This is a genomic window from Cellulosimicrobium sp. G4 BAM 1002 (assembly GCF_057126935.1).
The window spans coordinates 3,169,467-3,187,470 of the sequence record NZ_CP182109.1 but is presented as its reverse complement, the minus strand read 5'-3'; the positions used below and the strand labels follow the sequence as shown (position 1 = coordinate 3,187,470).

At 72.4% G+C, this 18,004-nt stretch carries 12 protein-coding genes; 10 read left to right on the top strand and 2 right to left on the bottom strand.

Features of this window, described 5'->3' with window-relative positions; all coding sequences use genetic code 11:
* The first annotated feature begins 187 nt into the window (after positions 1–187).
* From ACMXGY_RS14435 to ACMXGY_RS14400, 8 genes are all read left to right on the top strand, one after another.
* Positions 188–1,438, top strand: a complete 1,251-nt coding sequence (locus ACMXGY_RS14435; protein ID WP_483773674.1) for a Gfo/Idh/MocA family protein — start codon at positions 188–190, stop codon at positions 1,436–1,438.
* Positions 1,435–3,063 carry a sugar ABC transporter ATP-binding protein gene (locus ACMXGY_RS14430; RefSeq protein ID WP_483773673.1) on the top strand — a complete coding sequence of 543 codons (1,629 nt, stop codon included), beginning with the start codon at positions 1,435–1,437 and terminating at the stop codon, positions 3,061–3,063. The genes ACMXGY_RS14435 and ACMXGY_RS14430 overlap by 4 nt, the downstream gene beginning before the upstream one ends.
* The gene (locus ACMXGY_RS14425) at positions 3,060–4,106 is read left to right on the top strand and encodes an ABC transporter permease (protein WP_483773672.1); all 1,047 of its coding nucleotides are present in this window, start codon (positions 3,060–3,062) and stop codon (positions 4,104–4,106) included. Before ACMXGY_RS14430 ends, ACMXGY_RS14425 begins: the two co-directional genes overlap by 4 nt.
* Positions 4,103–5,185 (top strand): ABC transporter permease, encoded by a 1,083-nt coding sequence (locus ACMXGY_RS14420; RefSeq protein WP_483773671.1) that lies wholly within the window; start codon positions 4,103–4,105, stop codon positions 5,183–5,185. Before ACMXGY_RS14425 ends, ACMXGY_RS14420 begins: the two co-directional genes overlap by 4 nt.
* Positions 5,186–5,316: 131 nt before the next feature.
* Positions 5,317–6,543, top strand: a complete 1,227-nt coding sequence (locus tag ACMXGY_RS14415) for a substrate-binding domain-containing protein (protein WP_483773670.1) — start codon at positions 5,317–5,319, stop codon at positions 6,541–6,543.
* A 219-nt stretch (positions 6,544–6,762) separates the two neighbouring features.
* Positions 6,763–7,701, top strand: coding sequence for a sugar phosphate isomerase/epimerase family protein (locus ACMXGY_RS14410; protein ID WP_483773669.1), 939 nt, complete (start codon positions 6,763–6,765; stop codon positions 7,699–7,701).
* A 106-nt stretch (positions 7,702–7,807) separates the two neighbouring features.
* Complete coding sequence (locus tag ACMXGY_RS14405) at positions 7,808–13,408, top strand: ThuA domain-containing protein (protein WP_483773668.1); 5,601 nt, start codon at positions 7,808–7,810, stop codon at positions 13,406–13,408.
* A 314-nt stretch (positions 13,409–13,722) separates the two neighbouring features.
* Complete coding sequence (locus ACMXGY_RS14400; protein WP_483773667.1) at positions 13,723–14,400, top strand: hypothetical protein; 678 nt, start codon at positions 13,723–13,725, stop codon at positions 14,398–14,400.
* Between the two features lie 36 nt (positions 14,401–14,436).
* Here ACMXGY_RS14400 and ACMXGY_RS14395 read toward each other — a convergent pair whose 3' ends face one another.
* A complete protein-coding gene (locus ACMXGY_RS14395; RefSeq protein ID WP_483773666.1) occupies positions 14,437–15,468 on the bottom strand; it encodes an AraC family transcriptional regulator in 1,032 nt (343 codons plus the stop codon).
* Between the two features lie 174 nt (positions 15,469–15,642).
* On the opposite strand from ACMXGY_RS14395, the gene ACMXGY_RS14390 reads away from it, so the two are divergent.
* Together ACMXGY_RS14390 and ACMXGY_RS14385 are read left to right on the top strand one after the other, a co-directional pair.
* The gene (locus tag ACMXGY_RS14390; RefSeq protein WP_483773665.1) at positions 15,643–17,037 is read left to right on the top strand and encodes an FAD-binding oxidoreductase; all 1,395 of its coding nucleotides are present in this window, start codon (positions 15,643–15,645) and stop codon (positions 17,035–17,037) included.
* Positions 17,038–17,083: 46 nt separating this feature from the next.
* Positions 17,084–17,419 carry a hypothetical protein gene (locus tag ACMXGY_RS14385; RefSeq protein WP_483773664.1) on the top strand — a complete coding sequence of 112 codons (336 nt, stop codon included), beginning with the start codon at positions 17,084–17,086 and terminating at the stop codon, positions 17,417–17,419.
* Here ACMXGY_RS14385 and ACMXGY_RS14380 read toward each other — a convergent pair.
* On the bottom strand, positions 17,368–17,961 hold the full coding sequence (locus ACMXGY_RS14380) for a GNAT family N-acetyltransferase (RefSeq protein ID WP_483773663.1): 594 nt from the start codon (positions 17,959–17,961) through the stop codon (positions 17,368–17,370). The genes ACMXGY_RS14385 and ACMXGY_RS14380 overlap by 52 nt on opposite strands.
* Positions 17,962–18,004: the final 43 nt, after the last annotated feature.

Here is an 18,004-nt window from a genome sequence, read left to right as displayed (position 1 = left end):
GCCCGGACGGGTGGGGAGAAGAGTCCGACGCGCCACCGCCCTCGGCCCGCACCTGGCCGGGGGCGGTGGCGCGTCCACGAGCGGTGTGAGCGCTCACTTTTGTTTTGCGGCTTAGGTTATTCAACCGTGACGAGCAATGTTCGGCTTTTGCTTGACCCTCGTCATAAGTGCCCCTACGTTGTCATCCATGCGAGCCGACGACGTCGCGCAGGACGTGCGCACCCCGGTACTGGAGCCGGACGCGCCCTTCCCGACAGCGACCACACCAGGGGCCACCACGACCGCCCGACGAACCTTTCCCGCGAGCGCACCCGACGACGGTGCCCTGCCCGCGTCCGGCTACCGCGCCGGCATCCTCGGGGTCGGCTTCATGGGGGGAGTGCACGCCCGCGCGGTCCGCGCCGGCGGTGGCCAGGTCGTCGCCGTCGCTGCGGCGGACCTCGACGCGGCGCGCGAGGCCGCGCCCGGACTGGGCGCGCTCCGGGCGGTGCGCTCGGCGGAGGAGCTGATCGCCGACCCCGAGGTCGACGTCGTGCACGTGTGCACGCCCAACCACCTGCACGTCCCGCTCGCCCGCGCGGCGCTCGAGGCCGGCAAGCACGTCGTGTGCGAGAAGCCCCTCGCCGTCGACGTCGCGGGCGCCGTCGAGCTGGCCGGCCTCGCCGCCGACGCCCGTGCGGCCGACGGACGCGTCGCCGTCGTGCCGTTCGCCTACCGCTTCCACCCGATGGTCCGAGAGGCGCGGGAGCGTGTCCGCCGTGGCGAGGTCGGCGCCGTCTCGCTCGTCCACGGCTCCTACCTGCAGGACTGGCTCCTGCGCGACTCCGACGACAACTGGCGCGTCGACCCGGCGCTCGGCGGCTCCAGCCGCGCGTTCGGTGACATCGGCTCCCACTTCTGCGACCTGCTCGAGTTCACCACCGGGCAGCGCATCGTCCGGCTCGTCGCGCAGTCCGCGACCGTGAACCCGCGCCGGCGTGGTGCGGACGGCGTCGTGCACGAGGTCGCGACCGAGGACGCCGTGACGCTCCAGTACCAGACCGACGGAGGGGCGCTCGGGACCGCGGTCATCTCGCAGGTCTCGGCGGGCCGCAAGAACCGCCTCTACCTGGAGATCTCCGGGTCGGAGTCGACGCTCTCGTTCGACCAGGAGCAGCCCGAGACGCTCTGGGAGGGCCGCCGGGACGCGTCCCGCCTGCTCGTGCGCGACCCCGAGGCCCTCTCCGCGGCGGCCGCGCGCTACTCGCGCCTGCCCGCGGGCCACGCGCAGGGCTACCAGGACTGCTTCGACGCGCTCGTCGCGGACACGGCGACGGCCATCGGCGGCACCGTCCCCGACGGGCTGCCCACGTTCGACGACGGTCTGCGCGCCGCACGCCTCGCGTCGGCCGTCGGCGAGTCGGTGCGCTCCGGAGGATGGGTAGAGGTGACGCCATGACCGCGACGACGACGCGCGAGCCCCGACCGCCGGCGGCGGGGGACGGCGGCGACGAGCCGATCCTGCGACTGCGGGGGATCGGCAAGGAGTTCTTCGGCAACTCCGTGCTGCGCGGCATCGACCTCGACGTGCGGCCCGGTGAGGTCCACGCGCTGGTCGGGGAGAACGGCGCCGGCAAGTCGACGCTCATGAAGATCATCGCGGGGGTGCACCGCCCCGACGCCGGGACGATCGAGCTCGACGGCGCGACCACGACGTTCGCCTCGCCGCTCGCCGCCCAGCACGCCGGGGTGTCGACCGTCTTCCAGGAGTTCAACCTCCTGCCCGAGCGATCCGTCGCCGAGAACGTCTACCTCGGCCGCGAACCGCGCCGCGCCGGCCTCGTCGACGCGCGGCGCATGCACGCCGACACGACCGCGCTCCTCGCCGACCTCGGGCTCACGGGCCTCGCGTCGTGGACGCGCGTCGGCTCGCTCTCGGTCGCCCAGCAGCAGATCGTCGAGATCGTCAAGGCCGTCTCCTACGACGCGCGCATCATCTCGATGGACGAGCCGACGGCCGCGCTCGCGGACCAGGAGGTCGAGCTCCTCTACGAGCTCGTGCACCGGCTCAAGGAGCGCGGGGTCGCGATCCTCTACGTGTCGCACCGGCTCAAGGAGATCTTCGACCTCTGCGACACCATCACGGTCCTCAAGGACGGCAACCACGTCCTCACCACGCCGACGGCGGACATCGACGCCGACGGCCTCGTGCGGACCATGGTCGGGCGCGAGTTCGCGGGCTACTTCCCGGACAAGGACCCGTCGACGGTCCCCGGCGACGTGCTCCTCGCTCTCGAGGGAGCCGGGAACACGCAGGTCGACGACGTGTCGTTCGAGGTCCGCGCGGGGGAGATCGTCGCCCTCGCGGGTCTCCAGGGCTCCGGCCGCACCGAGATCGCGCACGGCATCTTCGGCGTGGCGGGCTTCACGCGCGGCCGCGTGCTCGTGGGCGGCCGTCCGGTCGACGTCCGGTCGCCGCGACAGGCGGTGCGCGAGGGCCTCGCCCTGGTCACCGAGGACCGCAAGGCCGAGGGGCTCGCGCTCGGCCAGTCGATCCTCGCCAACGCCCGCCTCGTGCTCGATTCCGTGGTGCCCGGCAAGGCGGACCGGCGTGCGAAGCGCATCCCGGGGATCCTCTCCTCGCTCGAGCTCGTGGCGAGCTCGCAGGAGGCGGAGGTCCAGTACCTGTCGGGCGGCAACCAGCAGAAGGTCGTCCTTGCGAAGTGGCTCGTCACGAACCCGCGGGTCATCGTGCTCGACGAGCCGACGCGCGGGATCGACGTCGGCGCCAAGCGCGCGGTGTACGACCTCATGCGCGAGCTCACGGCGAGCGGCGTGGCGGTCCTGTTCATCTCCTCGGAGCTGCCCGAGGTCGTCGCGATGGCGGACCGCATCCTCGTGATGCGCGACGGCCGGCTCGCGGGCGAGCTCCCCGCCGGCAGCGACGAGGAGACCGTCATGGCCCTCGCGACGGGCGCGGGCGACGACTCCGCCGACTCGGGCGAGCACGTGCACGTCGACCTCGACGCAGTCGCCCACGCGGAGTCGCTCCCCGAGCCCCACGAACCGAAGGAGGACCGATGAGCACCGCGGTCGCGACCGCCGCCCCCACCTCGCGCCGCGCGCCCTCGCGCCGGCGCCGCCTGGGGTCGACGGAGATCGTCTACCTCGCTCTCGTCGGGATCCTCGTGATCGCCGGCGTGCTCGTCGCCGTCGGCGGCGGCAACCTGTTCAGCACGGCCAACACGGCGTACATGCTCACGCAGACGAGCCTGCTCGGGTTCGTCGCCATCGGGCAGACCTTCGTCATCCTGTGCAAGTCGCTCGACCTGTCCGTCGGCTACGTCGTCGCGCTCAGCTCGATCGTCGGTGCGACGACCATGGCGGGCGACCCGTCGCGCGTGTGGCTCGGCGTCCTCGCCGCGCTCGGTGTGGCGGCGGTGGTCGGGCTCGTCAACGGGCTCGTCATCACCAAGCTCCGGGTCAACTCGTTCATCGCGACGCTCGGCGTCGGGCTCATCATCAAGGGCTACCTCGACACCCAGTTCAAGGGCCCGGCCGGCGACGTGCCCGCGTCCTTCCAGATGTTCGGCTACACGCGCGTGGGCCCCGTGCCGGTCTCGACGATCGTCATGCTGCTCGTCGCGGCGGTCGGCGTCGTCCTGCTGACGCGCACCCGGCCCGGGTACCACATGTTCGCCGTCGGCGGGAACACCGACGTCGCGCGCCTCTCGGGCATCCGGACCGACCGGACCATGATCCTCGCGCACGTGCTGTGCTCGGTCTGCGCGGGCGTCGCGGGGCTGCTCATCGCCGCACGCTTCGGCACGGGCAACGCGCTCGTCTACTCGTACGGGCTCGACCTCGACTCCATCGCGGCCGTCGTGCTCGGCGGCACGCTGCTCATGGGCGGACGCGGCTCGGTCGTCGGGACGGTCGGGGGCGTGCTCATCCTCGCCGTGCTCGACACGGTGTTCAACGTGCTCGACGTCGACCCGTTCTTCAAGGACGTCCTGCGCGGCGTCATCATCATCGCCGCCGTCGCCCTCTACGCCCGCCGCCAGATCGACCCGGCGAGCAGCCGGGCCCGCTTCCGCCCCACCCGCACTGGAGGTGCGTCCGCATGACCACCGACGCCCCGCGCCGGACGATCCCCGCGCGCGCCCCGCGCGCCGGCTGGCTCGAGCGCCTCACCGCAGGCGGGAGCTGGACCGTGTTCGCCCTGCTCGTCCTGGTGTTCGTCGTGATCCTCGTGATGAACCCGTCTTTCGGCGAGCCGATGACGCTCATGGCGTTCGTGAAGAAGGCGGCACCGCTCGTCATCCTCGCGATCGGCCAGTACTTCGTCATCGTGTCCGGCGAGTTCGACCTCTCCGTGGGCTCGCTCGTCGGTGCCCAGGTCGTCATCGCGGCCAAGCTCATGGACGGCGACGAGGCGATGACGTGGCCCGTCATGGCGCTCATGATCGCGTTCGGCCTCGCGGTCGGGCTCGTCAACGGGCTCGTGACCACGCTCCTCAAGGTGCCGTCGTTCATCACGACGCTCGGCATGATGCTCGTCCTGTACGGCGCGATCCGCCTGTGGACCGGCGGCGCGCCGACCGGTGCGCTCACCGAGGGCTTCCGCCAGTGGGGCCGGGGAGGCATCCCCGACACCCCGGGCCAGTTCCAGGTGCCGTACGCGCTGCTCGTGGTGGTCGTCCTGGGCGTGCTCTCGGCGCTGCTCATGCGTCGCCCGTTCGGCCGCACGCTCGTCGCCACCGGCGACAACGACGTCGCCGCCTCGTACTCCGGCTCCCCGGTGTGGTGGGTGCGGACCAGGGCGTTCCTGCTCTCCGGCCTCATGGCGACGGTCGCCGCGATCCTTATCGGCGGGTACGCCGGCGTGACCGCGCAGGTGGGCCAGGGTCTCGAGTTCATGGCGATCACGGCCGTCGTGCTCGGCGGCGTGGTCCTCGGCGGGGGTCGCGGCACCGTGATCGCCGCGATGGCCGGTGCGCTGACCCTCGAGGCGCTGTTCACGCTGTTCAACCAGCTGAGCCTGCCCTCGACGATCCGTCCCGCCGTCCAGGGCGTGATCATCATCGCGGCCGTCGCCTACGCGGCCTTGCCGCGCCGGTCCCGGCGCCGGTCCTCGACCCCCGAGACCCCGCCTGCGGCGGGCCCGACCACCGCACCGAAGGAGCCCGCCCCCGCGAACGCCTGACGACTGCCGGTCGGTCGCGCCCGGGTCGGTGCCTCACCGACCGCACGACGACGACCCCTCCCGACCACCCTCCCTTTCGCAACTTCCCCCGCACCCGCGGGACGACGACGTCTCACCAAGGAGAGAAGGACATGCGACGTTCACGAGCACTCCTGGCCGGCGCGGCGGTAGCCACGCTGTTCCTCACGGCCGCCTGCACGACCGACACGCCCACCGAGCCCGGCGAGGGCGAGACCTCGGCCGAGGAGAGCCCCGCCGGCGAGGAGACCGGCGGCGCCGACTCCGAGTGGTTCGTCCAGGCCGACTTCGACCGCCAGCTCGCCCAGCGCGAGGTCGTGCCCGAGGGCCCGGCCGACCAGCCGTGGCTCCAGGCCATCGAGCCCGAGTACGTGGACACCGCCGAGTTCGCGAACGCGGAGGGCGGCAACACGCTGTGCTTCTCGAACGCCTCGGTGTCCAACCCGTGGCGCGTGACCGGCTGGATCACGATGCAGCAGCAGGTCGAGGTGCTCCAGGGCGAGGGCGTCATCGGCGAGTTCCGCGTCTCGGACGCGGCCGACGACGACAACAAGCAGATCTCGGACATCCAGGCGTTCGTCGAGGCCGGCGACTGCGACGCGATCATCATCTCGCCGTCGACGACCGCGACGCTCACGCCGGCCGTCGAGGCCGCGTGCGAGTCCGGCAAGCCCGTCATCGTGTTCGACCGCGGCGTCGAGACGGACTGCATGGTGACCTTCATCCACCCGATCGGTGGCTACGCCTACGGCGCCGACGGCGCGGAGTTCCTCGTCGAGAACCTCGAGCCCGGCTCGAAGGTCCTCGCCCTGCGCATCCTGCCCGGAGTGGACGTGCTCGAGAACCGCTGGGCCGCGGCAGACAAGATCTTCTCCGAGTCGGAGCTCGAGGTCGTGGGCGCGGAGTTCACCGGCGGCGACGGCGCGAAGATCAAGGACATCGTCACGCAGTACCTGCAGCGCGGTGACGTCGACGGCATCTGGATGGACGCCGGCGACGGCGCGGTCGCGGCCGTCGAGGCGTTCGAGGACGCGGGCAAGCCCTACCCGGTCTTCATGGGTGAGGACGAGATGAGCTTCATGCGCAAGTGGAAGGAGACGGACATGACCGCCATCAGCGCCGTGTACTCCAACTTCCAGTGGCGCACGCCGATCCTCGCGGCCCAGATGATCTGGGCCGGCGAGCAGGTGCCGTCCGAGTGGGTCCTGCCGCAGGCTCCCATCGAGGCCGAGGAGCTCGACGCGTACCTCGAGGCGAACAAGGACATGCCGTCCCTGCACTACGCGAAGTTCGGCGGCGAGGACCTGCCCGGGTTCCCCGAGGCGTGGACCGACAGGTGACCGACAGGTGACCGACAGGTGACCGACCGCTGACGGTCGGCTGATCCACCACGGTCCGGCCAGGTGCCGGACCACCAGGGGCCGCCCGGTCGCCGTCCGACCGGCCGGGCGCCCCGCCCCGCAGCCCGACGTCGTGGGCGCCTCCCCACGCAGGCGCCCACGCCGTCGGGCCCGGGAGCGGGACGGCCGAGCTGCTCGGACCCGACGATTGAGAGCGACGTGGCTCCTCCCTCCCCGACCGCCCCGACCTCGACCGACCGCTCCGGCGCCTCGGCCGGGGCGCTGCTGCGCCCCCGCGCGATCGGCGTCAACACCTGGGTGTGGACGTCCCCGCTGACCGACGACGCGCTCCGCGGGATCGCGCCCCGCGTCGCGGCCTGGGGCTTCGACGTCCTCGAGCTGCCGGTGGAGAACCCGGGGGACTGGGACCCCGCGACCGCCGCGACGGTGCTCGCGGAACACGGCCTCGCCGCGAGCGTGTCGCTCGTCATGGGCGACGGCCGCGAGCTCGTCGCGACCGACGCGGCGACCGTCCGTTCCACCCAGGACTACCTGCGCCACGTCGTCGACGTCGCCCGGACCGTCGGGGCCCCCGTGATCGGGGGACCGGCGTACGCGTCCGTGGGCCGCACGTGGCGCATGACCGACGTCGAGCGCGAGGCCGCGTACGACGAGCTCGCAGAGAACCTCGCGCCGGTCGTCGAGCACGCGACGGACGCGGGCGTCGTCGTCGGGCTCGAGCCCCTCAACCGCTACGAGACGAGCCTCGTCAACACGGTCGACCAGGCGCTGGAGGTCGTCCGGCGCCTACCCGCGGAGGGCATCGGCCTCATGCTCGACGTCTACCACATGAACATCGAGGAGACAGACCTGCCCGCGGCGATCGCGCGCGCGGGCGAGCGCATCGCGCACGTCCAGGTGTGCGGCAACGACCGCGGCGCCCCGGGCACCGACCACCTCGACTGGCCTGCGCTGCTGGCCGCGCTCGACGCGGCCGGCTACGACGGGCCGCTCGTCATCGAGTCGTTCACGGCCGAGAACGCGACGATCGCGACGGCCGCCTCGATCTGGCGGCCGCTGGCGCCCACCCAGGACGCCCTCGCCGTCGACGGCCTCACCTACCTGAAGGGACTGATGCCCACGCCGGAGCACCCGTAGCCGTAGTCGCACCACGACCGCCGGCGCCGGCACGCCGCGGGATGACGACCACCCTGCCCGGACGACGACGCCCGGGCCCGCACGTCATGCCCCTGGAGGCACAACGATGACCGCAGCACGACGTCCCCGCAGGGGGAGGTCCGTCGCGGCCCTGACCATCGCAGCGCTGGCGTTCACGCTCGCGCCCGCGACGATGGCCACGGCCGCCGACGAACCGCAGGCAGCCGATGAGGAGAGCAAGGTCCTCATCTTCACCAAGACGACCCAGTTCCGGCACACCGAGGCGATCACGCAGGGCACCCCGGTGCTCGAGGCGGCGTTCGCCGAGGTCGGCATCGCGTCCGACCACACGGAGGACTCGACGGTCTTCACGGACGAGAACCTCGCCCAGTACGACGCCCTGGTCATGTTCCAGACCTCGGGCGACCCGTGGAACGCGGACGAGAAGGCGGCGCTCGAGCGCTACCAGCAGGCGGGCGGTGGCATCGTCGCCATCCACAACGCCACGGACATGCGGGGGAACTACGCGTGGTGGGACGACATGATCGGGGCGCTCATGCCCGGTCACGCCGCCACCGGCAGCAGCCCGGGCCTTCCCGGCACGGTCCGCGTCGAGGACCGGACGCACCCGTCGACCGAGCACCTGGGCCAGCGCTGGAACCGGGCCGACGAGTGGTACAACTACTCGGCTAACGTCCGCGGCAGCGCGCACGTGCTCGCGACGATGGACGAGTCCACGTACGACGCGGGCAGCAACAAGATGGGCTACGACCACCCGATCTCGTGGTGCAAGCCGTACGACGGCGGCCGTGCCTGGATGACCGGCATGGGCCACTTCGGCGCGCACTACACGGGCGAGCCCGACCTCGTGCAGCACATCGTCGGCGGCGTCCAGTGGGCCGCCGGCCTCGTCGAGGGCGACTGCGGCGGGACGGACTGGGGCTCGTTCGAGAAGATCGCGCTCGACTCCAACACGAGCGCGCCCTTCGGCATGGACGTCGCGCCCGACGGCCGCGTGTTCTACACGGAGCTCGTGCGCGGGCAGATCCGCGTGTACGACCCGCGGACGCAGAACACGACGACCGCCATCACCATCCCGGTCTACTCGGGCGGTGAGGACGGGCTCCTCGGCATCGCGCTCGACAAGGACTTCGCGACCAACGGGTACCTCTACCAGTACTACGCGCCCGCGAGCGCGAACGACTCCGACCCGGCGAACTTCTTCAGCCGCGTCTCCCGCTTCACCGTCACGTCGAGCGGTCCGGGCGCGACGGTCATCGACCCGGCGTCGGAGAAGGTCCTCATCGAGATCCCGGCGCGACGCCTGCCCGACGAGCCCGGTCACACGGGCGGCGGGCTCATCGTCGACCACGAGACCGGCGACCTCTACATCGGCGTCGGCGACGACGTGAACCCGCACTCGGAGCCGTCGGGCGGCTACGCGCCGCTGTCGGAGCGCGACGGGACGTTCCACGACGCGCGCGAGACCTCGGCCAACACGAACGACCTGCGCGGCAAGGTGCTGCGCATCCACCCCGAGGACGACGGCTCGTACTCGATCCCGGCGGGCAACCTCTTCGACGAGGCGGCCGACGCGGACGGCAAGACGCTGCCCGAGATCTACGCGATGGGCTTCCGCAACCCGTTCCGGTTCACCATCGACCCCGCGACGGGCAACCTCGGCGTGGCCGACTACTCGCCGGACAACGGCTCGGACAACCTGGCCAACCGCGGTCCGGCGGGCATCGCGGAGTGGAACCTCATCAAGGAGCCCGGCTTCTTCGGCTGGCCCCTGTGCATGGGGAACAACGAGCCGTTCCGCGACGTCGACTACCGGACCAACCCGGTGACGGTCGGTGACTTCTTCGACTGCGACGCCCCGGTCAACGACTCCGTGCGCAACACGGGCCTGACCGAGCTGCCCCCGGCCCAGCCGGCGGACATGTGGTACGGCTACCAGCGGTCCTCCGTGCCCGGCGCGATCAACGCCGGCGGCGGCCTCGCGCCCATGGGCGGGCCGTTCTACCAGTTCGACCCGGAGCTCGACTCCGACACGAAGTTCCCCGAGTACTACGACGGCAAGCCCTTCTTCTACGAGTGGGCGCGCAACAAGATGTACTCGATCGACCTCAAGGACCCGGGCGCCGAGCCCGGCGTCTCCGACGTCGAGAAGGTCAACCCGTTCCTCCCGCAGGAGCAGTTCCTCGCGCCCATCGACTCGAAGTTCGGGCCGGACGGCTCGATGTACGTCCTCGACTGGGGCGGCGGCTTCGGTCGCGACAACCCGAACTCGGGGCTGCACCGCATCGACTACCTGTCGGGCTCGCGCTCGCCGGTGTCGAAGCCGGTCGCGACGCCGGACTCCGGCCACGCGCCGCTCGAGGTGACGTTCGACGGGACCGGGAGCACCGACCCCGAGGGCGAGGAGCTCACGTACGCGTGGGACTTCGACGGTGACGGGACGACGGACTCGACGTCCGCCGCCCCGACGAACACCTACACCGAGAACGGCGTCTTCGACGCCCGCCTCACCGTCACGGACCCTGCCGGCAAGGTCGGCACGGCGACGGTCCCCATCACCGTCGGCAACACGCGACCCGAGGTCGACTTCGGGCTGCCGCCGACGGGCTCGTTCTTCAACTTCGGCGACGACATCACGTGGGACGTCGCGGTGACGGACGCGGAGGACTCGCCGGAGGGCGACACGATCGACGACGAGCAGGTCATCATCCAGCCCGCTCTCGGTCACGACGCGCACGCGCACCCGTCCGAGCCGCTCCACGGCCGCACGGGCACCGTGGCGACCAGCCTCGGCGGCGGTCACGGTGAGGACATGAACGTGTTCTACGTGATCGACGCGCGCTACACGGACAACGGTGGCGAGGGCGACGTGCCCGCGCTCACCGGCTCGGACACCACGCTCATCTTCCCCAAGAAGCGCGAGGCCGAGTTCGCCGCCGCCTCGGACGGCACCACGACGATCCCGAGCCGGGACGTCGAGGGCGGCGGGTCCGTCATCACCGGGTCCAACGGGTCCTGGGCGTCGTACGACCCGGTCAGCCTCTACGGCGTCGACGCGCTGACCCTGCGCGTCGCCGCGGAGGCCGCGGGCACGATCGAGCTGCGGCGCGACGCCGCGGACGGCGAGCTGGTGGGCACCGCCGAGATCCCGGAGACGGGTCTCGGCACGTTCACCGACGTGACGGTCGACGTCACCGACCCCATGGAGCCGTTCACGCTCTACGTCGTCTTCCCCGGTGAGGGCGAGCGTCGCCTCAACTTCATCGAGGCGGACGGCAAGGGCGTGTCGGGGACGACGCGGCCCAAGGTCCGCATCACCTCGCCCGAGGCGGGCGTGCAGCTCGAGCAGGGCGAGATCACCGTCACGGCCGAGGCCGACGACGCGGAGAACACGGTCACCCAGGTCGAGTTCTTCGTGGACGGCGCGTCGATCGGCACCGACACCGAGGCCCCGTACGAGGCCGCGTGGGACGTGACGGCGGACAACTACTACGAGCTGACCGCCGTGGCCACCAACGACAAGGGCCTGTACACGCGCTCGCGCGTGGTCCTCGCCCAGGTCGGCGACCTCTTCGCGGGCATGAAGACCTTCACCAACGCGAACGGGACGTTCGAGCAGCTCGCCGAGGGCAAGTACCTCGTCACCTCGGGCGGCGCGAACATGTGGCAGGGCACCAACGAGTACTCGACCATCTACCGCGAGCAGGGCGCCGACGAGAACTGGTCGGCGACCGTGAAGATCAACAGCCAGGGCAACTCCAACGGGTCCGCCAAGGCCGGGATCATCGTCCGCAACGACGTCACGCAGACGGCGAACTCTCAGGGCTACGCGGCCCTCGGGATGCGCCCGAGCGGCGGCTTCGAGTGGCTGCGGGGCAACGCGAGCGGTCAGCTCGCGACGTCGTCGGCCGCCAGCTCGACGAGCTACCCCGCGTGGGTGCGGATCGTGCGCGACGGCGACCTGTACACCGCCTTCTGGAGCAAGGACGGGGAGAGCTTCACGCAGATCGGCGAGCCGCAGGCCCTGCCGGGTGCGGCGTCCGTCCAGGACGTCGGCATGTTCGTCACGGCGCACCACGCGACCGCGACGAGCGCCGTCGAGTTCCAGGACTTCGTGTTCGACGACGACCCGGTCGACCCGGGCGAGCCCGGTGAGGAGAACCCGCCGCAGTGCCTCGCGGAGGCCTCGGACGAGTTCGACGGCGACGCGCTCGACCCGCGGTGGACGGTCGTCCGCCAGGCCGAGGGCCAGCCGATCACCGTCGCCGACGGCCAGGCCGTCCTGCCCGTCGTGCAGGGCGACATCAACGAGGCCGCGACCGGGCCGATCAGCTACCTCGGGCAGCCCGCTCCCGCGGGTGCGTGGACGCTCGAGACCAAGCTGGACGTCCCGCTCGCGCGGCACTGGCAGCACGCCGGCCTCCTCGTGCACGTGAGCGACGACGAGTACACGAAGCTCGGGTTCACGAAGAACCAGTCCGGTGCCCGCTTCCTCGAGTTCCAGACCGAGACCGGCGGTGCGCGCACGTGGCACGGCCAGACGGACGTCGCGGCGGACTTTCCGTCGACGATCCACCTGCGCCTCGTCTCGGACGGCACCGCGATCACGGCCGCGTACTCGGCGGACGGGCAGACGTGGACGGCGCTCGCGGGCTCTGCGCCCGTGAAGGCCGACGCGACGTTCGGCGTCATGGCCGGCGGCGACACGGCGGCGGCGGACTCGGTCGCGAAGGTCGACTACGTCCACGTCACCGGCGCCGGTGGCCCGGACGACGGCGTGCGCGAGCCCGGCGACGAGTTCGAGGGCGACTCCCTCGACGGGTGCCGCTGGAACTCCGTCGTCCGCTACGACAGCTCCAAGGCCGTCGTCGCGGGCAGCGAGCTGCGGATCACCACCCAGCCGGGCGACATCCACGGCACCGCCAACGACGACCCGCGCAACTTCATCCTCCAGGAGGCTCCGGAGGGTGACTGGGTCGCCGAGACGCGGTTCAAGGCGCCGCTCGCGCACCGGTGGCAGTTCGCCGGGCTGCTGGCGTACGCCGATGACGACAACTACGTCAAGGCGGACGTCGTCGCGAAGAACGCCCCGGGTGCCGCGCTGAACCTCGGCGCGGAGACCGTCTCGGAGAAGGGCGCCGCGTTCGGGGACGGTGGCAACCGTCAGCTCGAGCTCGCCGACTCGACCGAGTCGGGCTACTGGTACGTGCGCCTCGAGAAGGTGGGGAACACGTACCAGGGCTGGGTCAGCGACGGCGGCGTGAACTGGCAGCCGATCGGCGAGCCGGTGACCAACGACGTCCCGATGACGTCGATCGGTGTCGTCGCCATCGGCCCGGAGCAGGAGACGCCGGTCACGGTGGCGTTCGACTGGTTCCGTCTCACGACGGAGACCGAGCCGGAGCCGACGGTCGACGTCGAGGCGACGGCCGAGGCCCGCTGCCTGGCGGGCAAGGCCTACCTCGCGGTGCGCGCGACGAACGCCGACGAGGCGCCCGTCGCGATCACCCTGACCACGCCGTTCGGCTCCAAGGAGTTCGGCGCGGTCGAGGTCGGCGCCAACGCCTACCAGTCGTTCGCGTCGCGTGCGACGTCGTTCGACGCGGGTGCGGCGACGGTCACCGCGACCCTCGGTGAGGTCACGACGGAGATCGAGGTGCCCTACGACGCCGTGAGCTGCGGCTGACGGCACCAGACGGCACCTGACGGTTCCGTCACCCGGTCCGCCGGCCCGGCCTCACGGTCGGGCCGGCGGCCCCCACCCAGCAGAACCACAGACCACAGGACGAGGAGCAGCACGTGGCACAGCGCACCGGTGCACGCCGACCCGCACCACCGGAGACCCGCAAGGGTGCACGCCCGGCGGCGGGGGGAACGCGTGGAGGCGGCCGCGCCCAGCCTCCCGTGCCGCCGTCGGCGCGCTCCCGTCCTTCCGACCGGGGTGGTGCCGGCCACCCCGAACCCCGGCCGCCGGCGCACGTCCGCGTGCGCCGGTGGCTCGTGGGTCTCGACGCGTGGCGTCGGGCGCTCCTCGTGCTCGGCGCGCTCGCCGTCGTGGCGGCCGCGGTCGCGCTCGTCGTGGGCCTCACCCGCGACGACGGCGGTGCGGACGCCGGCCCCGCCGTCGATCCCGCGCGCGTGGCCGAGCTCGAGGCCGCCGAGGAGTCTCGCGACGCCGAGAACCTCGTCGCGTCGATCGACCACGCCCAGCACGTCCAGACCGAGCTCGTACCCGTCCTGCACGGCCTGCACGCCGTCCTGCCGGTCGACGGGTCGACCGCCGTCCCCGCCGACCCCGCGCAGGTCGAGACCTGGCGGGGGACCGTCGACGGTCTGGTCGCCGAGACCGAGTCGCTCGCGAGCGGCTCGTCCGAGCACAACATCGTCCGCAACGGCATGCTCACGTCGCTCCGGCTCGTGGGCGACTCGCTCGACGCGGTCGCTCTCGCGGCCACGACCGACGCGGCGTCGACCCCGGACCTCTACGACCTCGCGGGCGAGCTGCGCACCCGAGCCGTCGACACGTGGGCGCTGGCCGCGATCCAGCTCGACCTGCGCGCGACGTCGGGCGGGCAGGGCCACGTCCACGTGCTGCTGCCCGTGCACCCGGACGACGCGCTCGACGGAGGGCTCGACGCCGGGCACGAGGGCGGCGGCGAGGACGACCACGACCACTGAGGGCGGGCGCAGCGGGCGCTCAGGCTCCCCGAGACCTCAGGCTCCCCAGGACCGACGTGTCGCTCCGGCGTCGACAGGTGCGCCGCCCTCGGCAGGACCGCGACGCCACGCTCCGGGCGACGTGCCGACGTACCGCTTGAAGGCGCGGTGGAACGCCGCCTCGGACCGGTAGCCCACCGCGGCGGCCGCACCGCTGACGCCGACGTTCCCGCCCTCGAGCAGCCCGGCGGCGAGCTGGAGACGCCAGCGGGTCAGGTACTGCATCGGCGGGACCTCCACGTACGTCGTGAACCGCTCCGCGAGGGTCGACCGCGACATGCCCACCTCGTGGGCAAGACCGGAGAGCGTCCACGGCTCGGACGGGCGGCCGTGCATGAGCCGCAGCACCGCGCCGACCTGCGGGTCCCGCAGCCCGGCGACCCACCCCCGGGCGTCGGGTGGCAGCGCGTCGATGTGCGCGCGCAGCGCCTCGACGAACATGAGCTCGGCGAGCTTCGCCAGCATCGCCTCGCGTCCCGCGTCGCCGGGCTCCCCGGGGGTGGTCGCGACGTCGAGCAGCCCCGACATCCACTGCCAGCTCCGGTCCGAGACCGGGGCCCGGACGATGCGGGGGAGCGACGCCACGAGCGGGTTGAACGGCCGTGCGTCGCACGCGAGGAACCCGCACACGAAGTGGCACCGCGAGGCGTCCACGGCCTCGCGGTCCGGAGAGGTGAGCGAGATCGAGAACGGCAGCGCCTCGTCGACCGGCCGGTAGTACAGGCTCCAGTCGGGACGGCCGCGCATCCGCGGGGACGAGGCCATCGTGTTCGCGTCGCCCGCCGGGAAGATCACCATCTCGCCCGCCCGCAGGTGCTGCGGCGCCTCCGGCCGGTCGACGGCCTCCGCCCAGCAGTCGCCCTCGGTGACGACGTGGAAGCCGATGACGTGCCCGGCGTCGGCCATCAGGCGCTCGCGGATGACCTCGCCCCGTGGGCTCTCCGTGGCGAAGGGGCTGCTGGCCTCGACGTCGAAGAAGACCGCGCCGGTCAGCCGCACGGCGAGCAGGACGTCGGACAGCACGTCCATCTCTCCACCTCCCGGACTCCTGGGCGGCTCCTCCGGACGCCTGGGCACGAACCGCTCCAGGTCCGGACGGTCGGGCAGGGATCGCGGTCGCACGGGCGTTCCCACCCCGCACCGGCGCTTCCTACGCTCCTCTCAGGATCCTCCCACGACGGGGGGAACGGAGGGAGAGCGACGATGCTCGGCACGCAGCGGGACGGGCTCGACCAGGCCGTGAGAGGGCGGGTCGTGCGACCGGAGGACCCCGGCTACGACGACGCACGCAGCGTCTACAACGCGATGATCGACAAGCGGCCGCGGGCCGTCGTCCGCTGCGCCGACACGGCTGACGTCGTCGCCGCGCTCGGGTGGGCACGTGCCGCCGGGGTCGAGGTGGCGGTGCGCGGGGGAGGGCACAGCGGTCCGGGGTACGGGAGCGTCGACGGCGGTCTCGTGGTCGACCTCGGTGACCTGCGGGCCGTCGACGTCGACGCGGGTCGGCGCACCGTCCGGGTCGGGGGCGGGTGCACGTCCGCGGACGTCGACGCCGCGACGTACCCCCACGGACTGGCGGTCCCGCTCGGCCTCGTCTCGACGACGGGGGTCGGCGGGCTCACGCTCGGCGGGGGCTCGGGTCATCTGACCCGCGAGCACGGCCTGACGATCGACAACCTGCTCGAGGCCGAGGTCGTGCTGGCCGACGGGCGTGTCGTCACGGCGAGCCCGTCCGTGCACCCCGACCTGTTCTGGGGCCTGCGGGGAGGAGGGGGGAACCTGGGCGTCGTCGTGCGGCTCACCTTCCGCGCGCACCCCGTCCGCGACGTCTTCGCCGGACCGCTGTTCTGGGACCTCGCCGACGCGCGCGACGTGCTCGCCGCCTACCGCGACTTCCTGCCGGGTGCGGACGAGCGCCTCGGGCTCTTCGCCGGGCTCAAGACGGTTCCTCCCGTCGATCCCTTCCCGCGTGAGCACCAGGGCCGCCGGGCCGCGGCGCTCGTCGCGTGCTTCGACGGCGACGCGCACGAGGGCGCAGCCGTCATGGCCCCGCTCCTCGACGTGCTTCCCCCGCCGCTCTTCGACTGGCGCAGCACGATGCCGTACCCGAGCGCGCAGACGATGTTCGACGCGCTCATGCCGCCCGGGCTGCAGTGGTACTGGCGGGGCGGCTTCGTCCGGGAGCTCACCGACGACGCGATCGAGGCGCACCTCGAGCAGGCCCGGACGCTGGAGCCGGGTGCCCGGTCGGTCATGCACCTGTACCCGATCGACGGTGCCGTGCACCGCGTGCCCTCCGACGCGACCGCCTGGGCGACGCGGGACGCGCGGTGGTCGATGGTGATCGCCGGGATCGACGACGATCCCGCCCGGGCGGGAGAGATCACCCGGTGGGCGAAGGACTACTGGGACGCCGTGCACCCGTACTCGGACGACGGCGGCTACGTGAACTTCATGATGGGCGACGAGCACCGGCTGCGTGCGACCTACGGCGGCAACTACGCCCGCCTGGCCGCGGTCAAGGCCGCGTACGACCCGACGAACGTCTTCCACGTGAACGCGAACGTCCCACCGGCGCCCGGCCCGACCGGCGCGTGACGAGCACCCGGCGGACGACGAGGGTGGACGAGGAGAGGAGAGGGCGATGTCGCTCCACGCGGCCGGCGTGCTCGCCGGCACGGTCTCGACGGTCCTCTTCGTGGTCAGCTACCTGCCCATGCTGTCCAAGGCGGCCCGGACGCGCGACCTCGCCTCCTACAGCGTGGGGAACCTCGCCCTCGCCAACGTCGGCAACGTGGTGCACACGCTGTACGTGGTGTCCCTGCCGTTCGGGCCCATCTGGCTGCTCCACGGGTTCTACCTGGTCAGCACGGCGCTCATGCTCGTCTGGTACGCCCGCTTCCGGACACGGCGCGCTCCCGTCGTGCGTCAGGGGCGGGCCATGACGACGTCCGAGTGCTCCTCGCCGCCGACGACGTAGGTGCGGCTGCCGACCGTCTCGAAGCCGTGCTTGCGGTAGAACGCCTGCGCCCGCGCATTGAGGCCGTTGGTGCCGAGCCACACCGGCAGCCCGGCGGCGAGGTCCGCCGCCGCCGTGAGGGCCGAGTCCATGAGCGTGCTCGCGACGCCCGTCCCCTGCGCCGCGGGGTGCACGTAGATCTTCGACAGCTCCACGGCCGTCGGCGTCTCCGCCGCTCCCGCGGCGCGGTCGGCCAGGCCGAGCGCCGAGGCGACGTCGGCGTCCTGCGGGGCCTCGCGGACGAGGAGCGCGTACCCGAGGAGGTGCGGTCCGCCGTCGGACGCTGACCTCTCCGCCAGCAGGAGGACGTGCTCGTGGCTCGTGGCCCAGTCGCGGAACCGGTCGCGGTTCAGCCGGGTGGCGACGTGCTCGGCGATCGCCTCGGGCGCGGTCCCGGGCGGGCACGCGAGCGGGAAGGTGAGTGCGGCCAGGTCGGCGAGCAGGACGGCGTCGTCCGGCGTGGCGCGGCGGACGCGGTGCGAGGCGGCGGTCGGGTCGGGCACGCTCGCGAATCTACCGCTCCGCGTGCGGTCCGCTCGGCGTCCG

What these genes read in the sequence shown, in the direction of transcription:
- ACMXGY_RS14435 (WP_483773674.1), top strand. Translation starts at nt 188, where the DNA reads ATGCGAGCCGACGACGTCGCGCAGGACGTGCGCACCCCGGTACTGGAG.
- ACMXGY_RS14430 (WP_483773673.1), top strand. Translation starts at nt 1,435, where the DNA reads ATGACCGCGACGACGACGCGCGAGCCCCGACCGCCGGCGGCGGGGGAC.
- ACMXGY_RS14425 (WP_483773672.1), top strand. Translation starts at nt 3,060, where the DNA reads ATGAGCACCGCGGTCGCGACCGCCGCCCCCACCTCGCGCCGCGCGCCC.
- ACMXGY_RS14420 (WP_483773671.1), top strand. Translation starts at nt 4,103, where the DNA reads ATGACCACCGACGCCCCGCGCCGGACGATCCCCGCGCGCGCCCCGCGC.
- ACMXGY_RS14415 (WP_483773670.1), top strand. Translation starts at nt 5,317, where the DNA reads ATGCGACGTTCACGAGCACTCCTGGCCGGCGCGGCGGTAGCCACGCTG.
- ACMXGY_RS14405 (WP_483773668.1), top strand. Translation starts at nt 7,808, where the DNA reads ATGACCGCAGCACGACGTCCCCGCAGGGGGAGGTCCGTCGCGGCCCTG.
- ACMXGY_RS14395 (WP_483773666.1), bottom strand. Translation starts at nt 15,468, where the DNA reads ATGGACGTGCTGTCCGACGTCCTGCTCGCCGTGCGGCTGACCGGCGCG.
- ACMXGY_RS14390 (WP_483773665.1), top strand. Translation starts at nt 15,643, where the DNA reads ATGCTCGGCACGCAGCGGGACGGGCTCGACCAGGCCGTGAGAGGGCGG.
- ACMXGY_RS14385 (WP_483773664.1), top strand. Translation starts at nt 17,084, where the DNA reads ATGTCGCTCCACGCGGCCGGCGTGCTCGCCGGCACGGTCTCGACGGTC.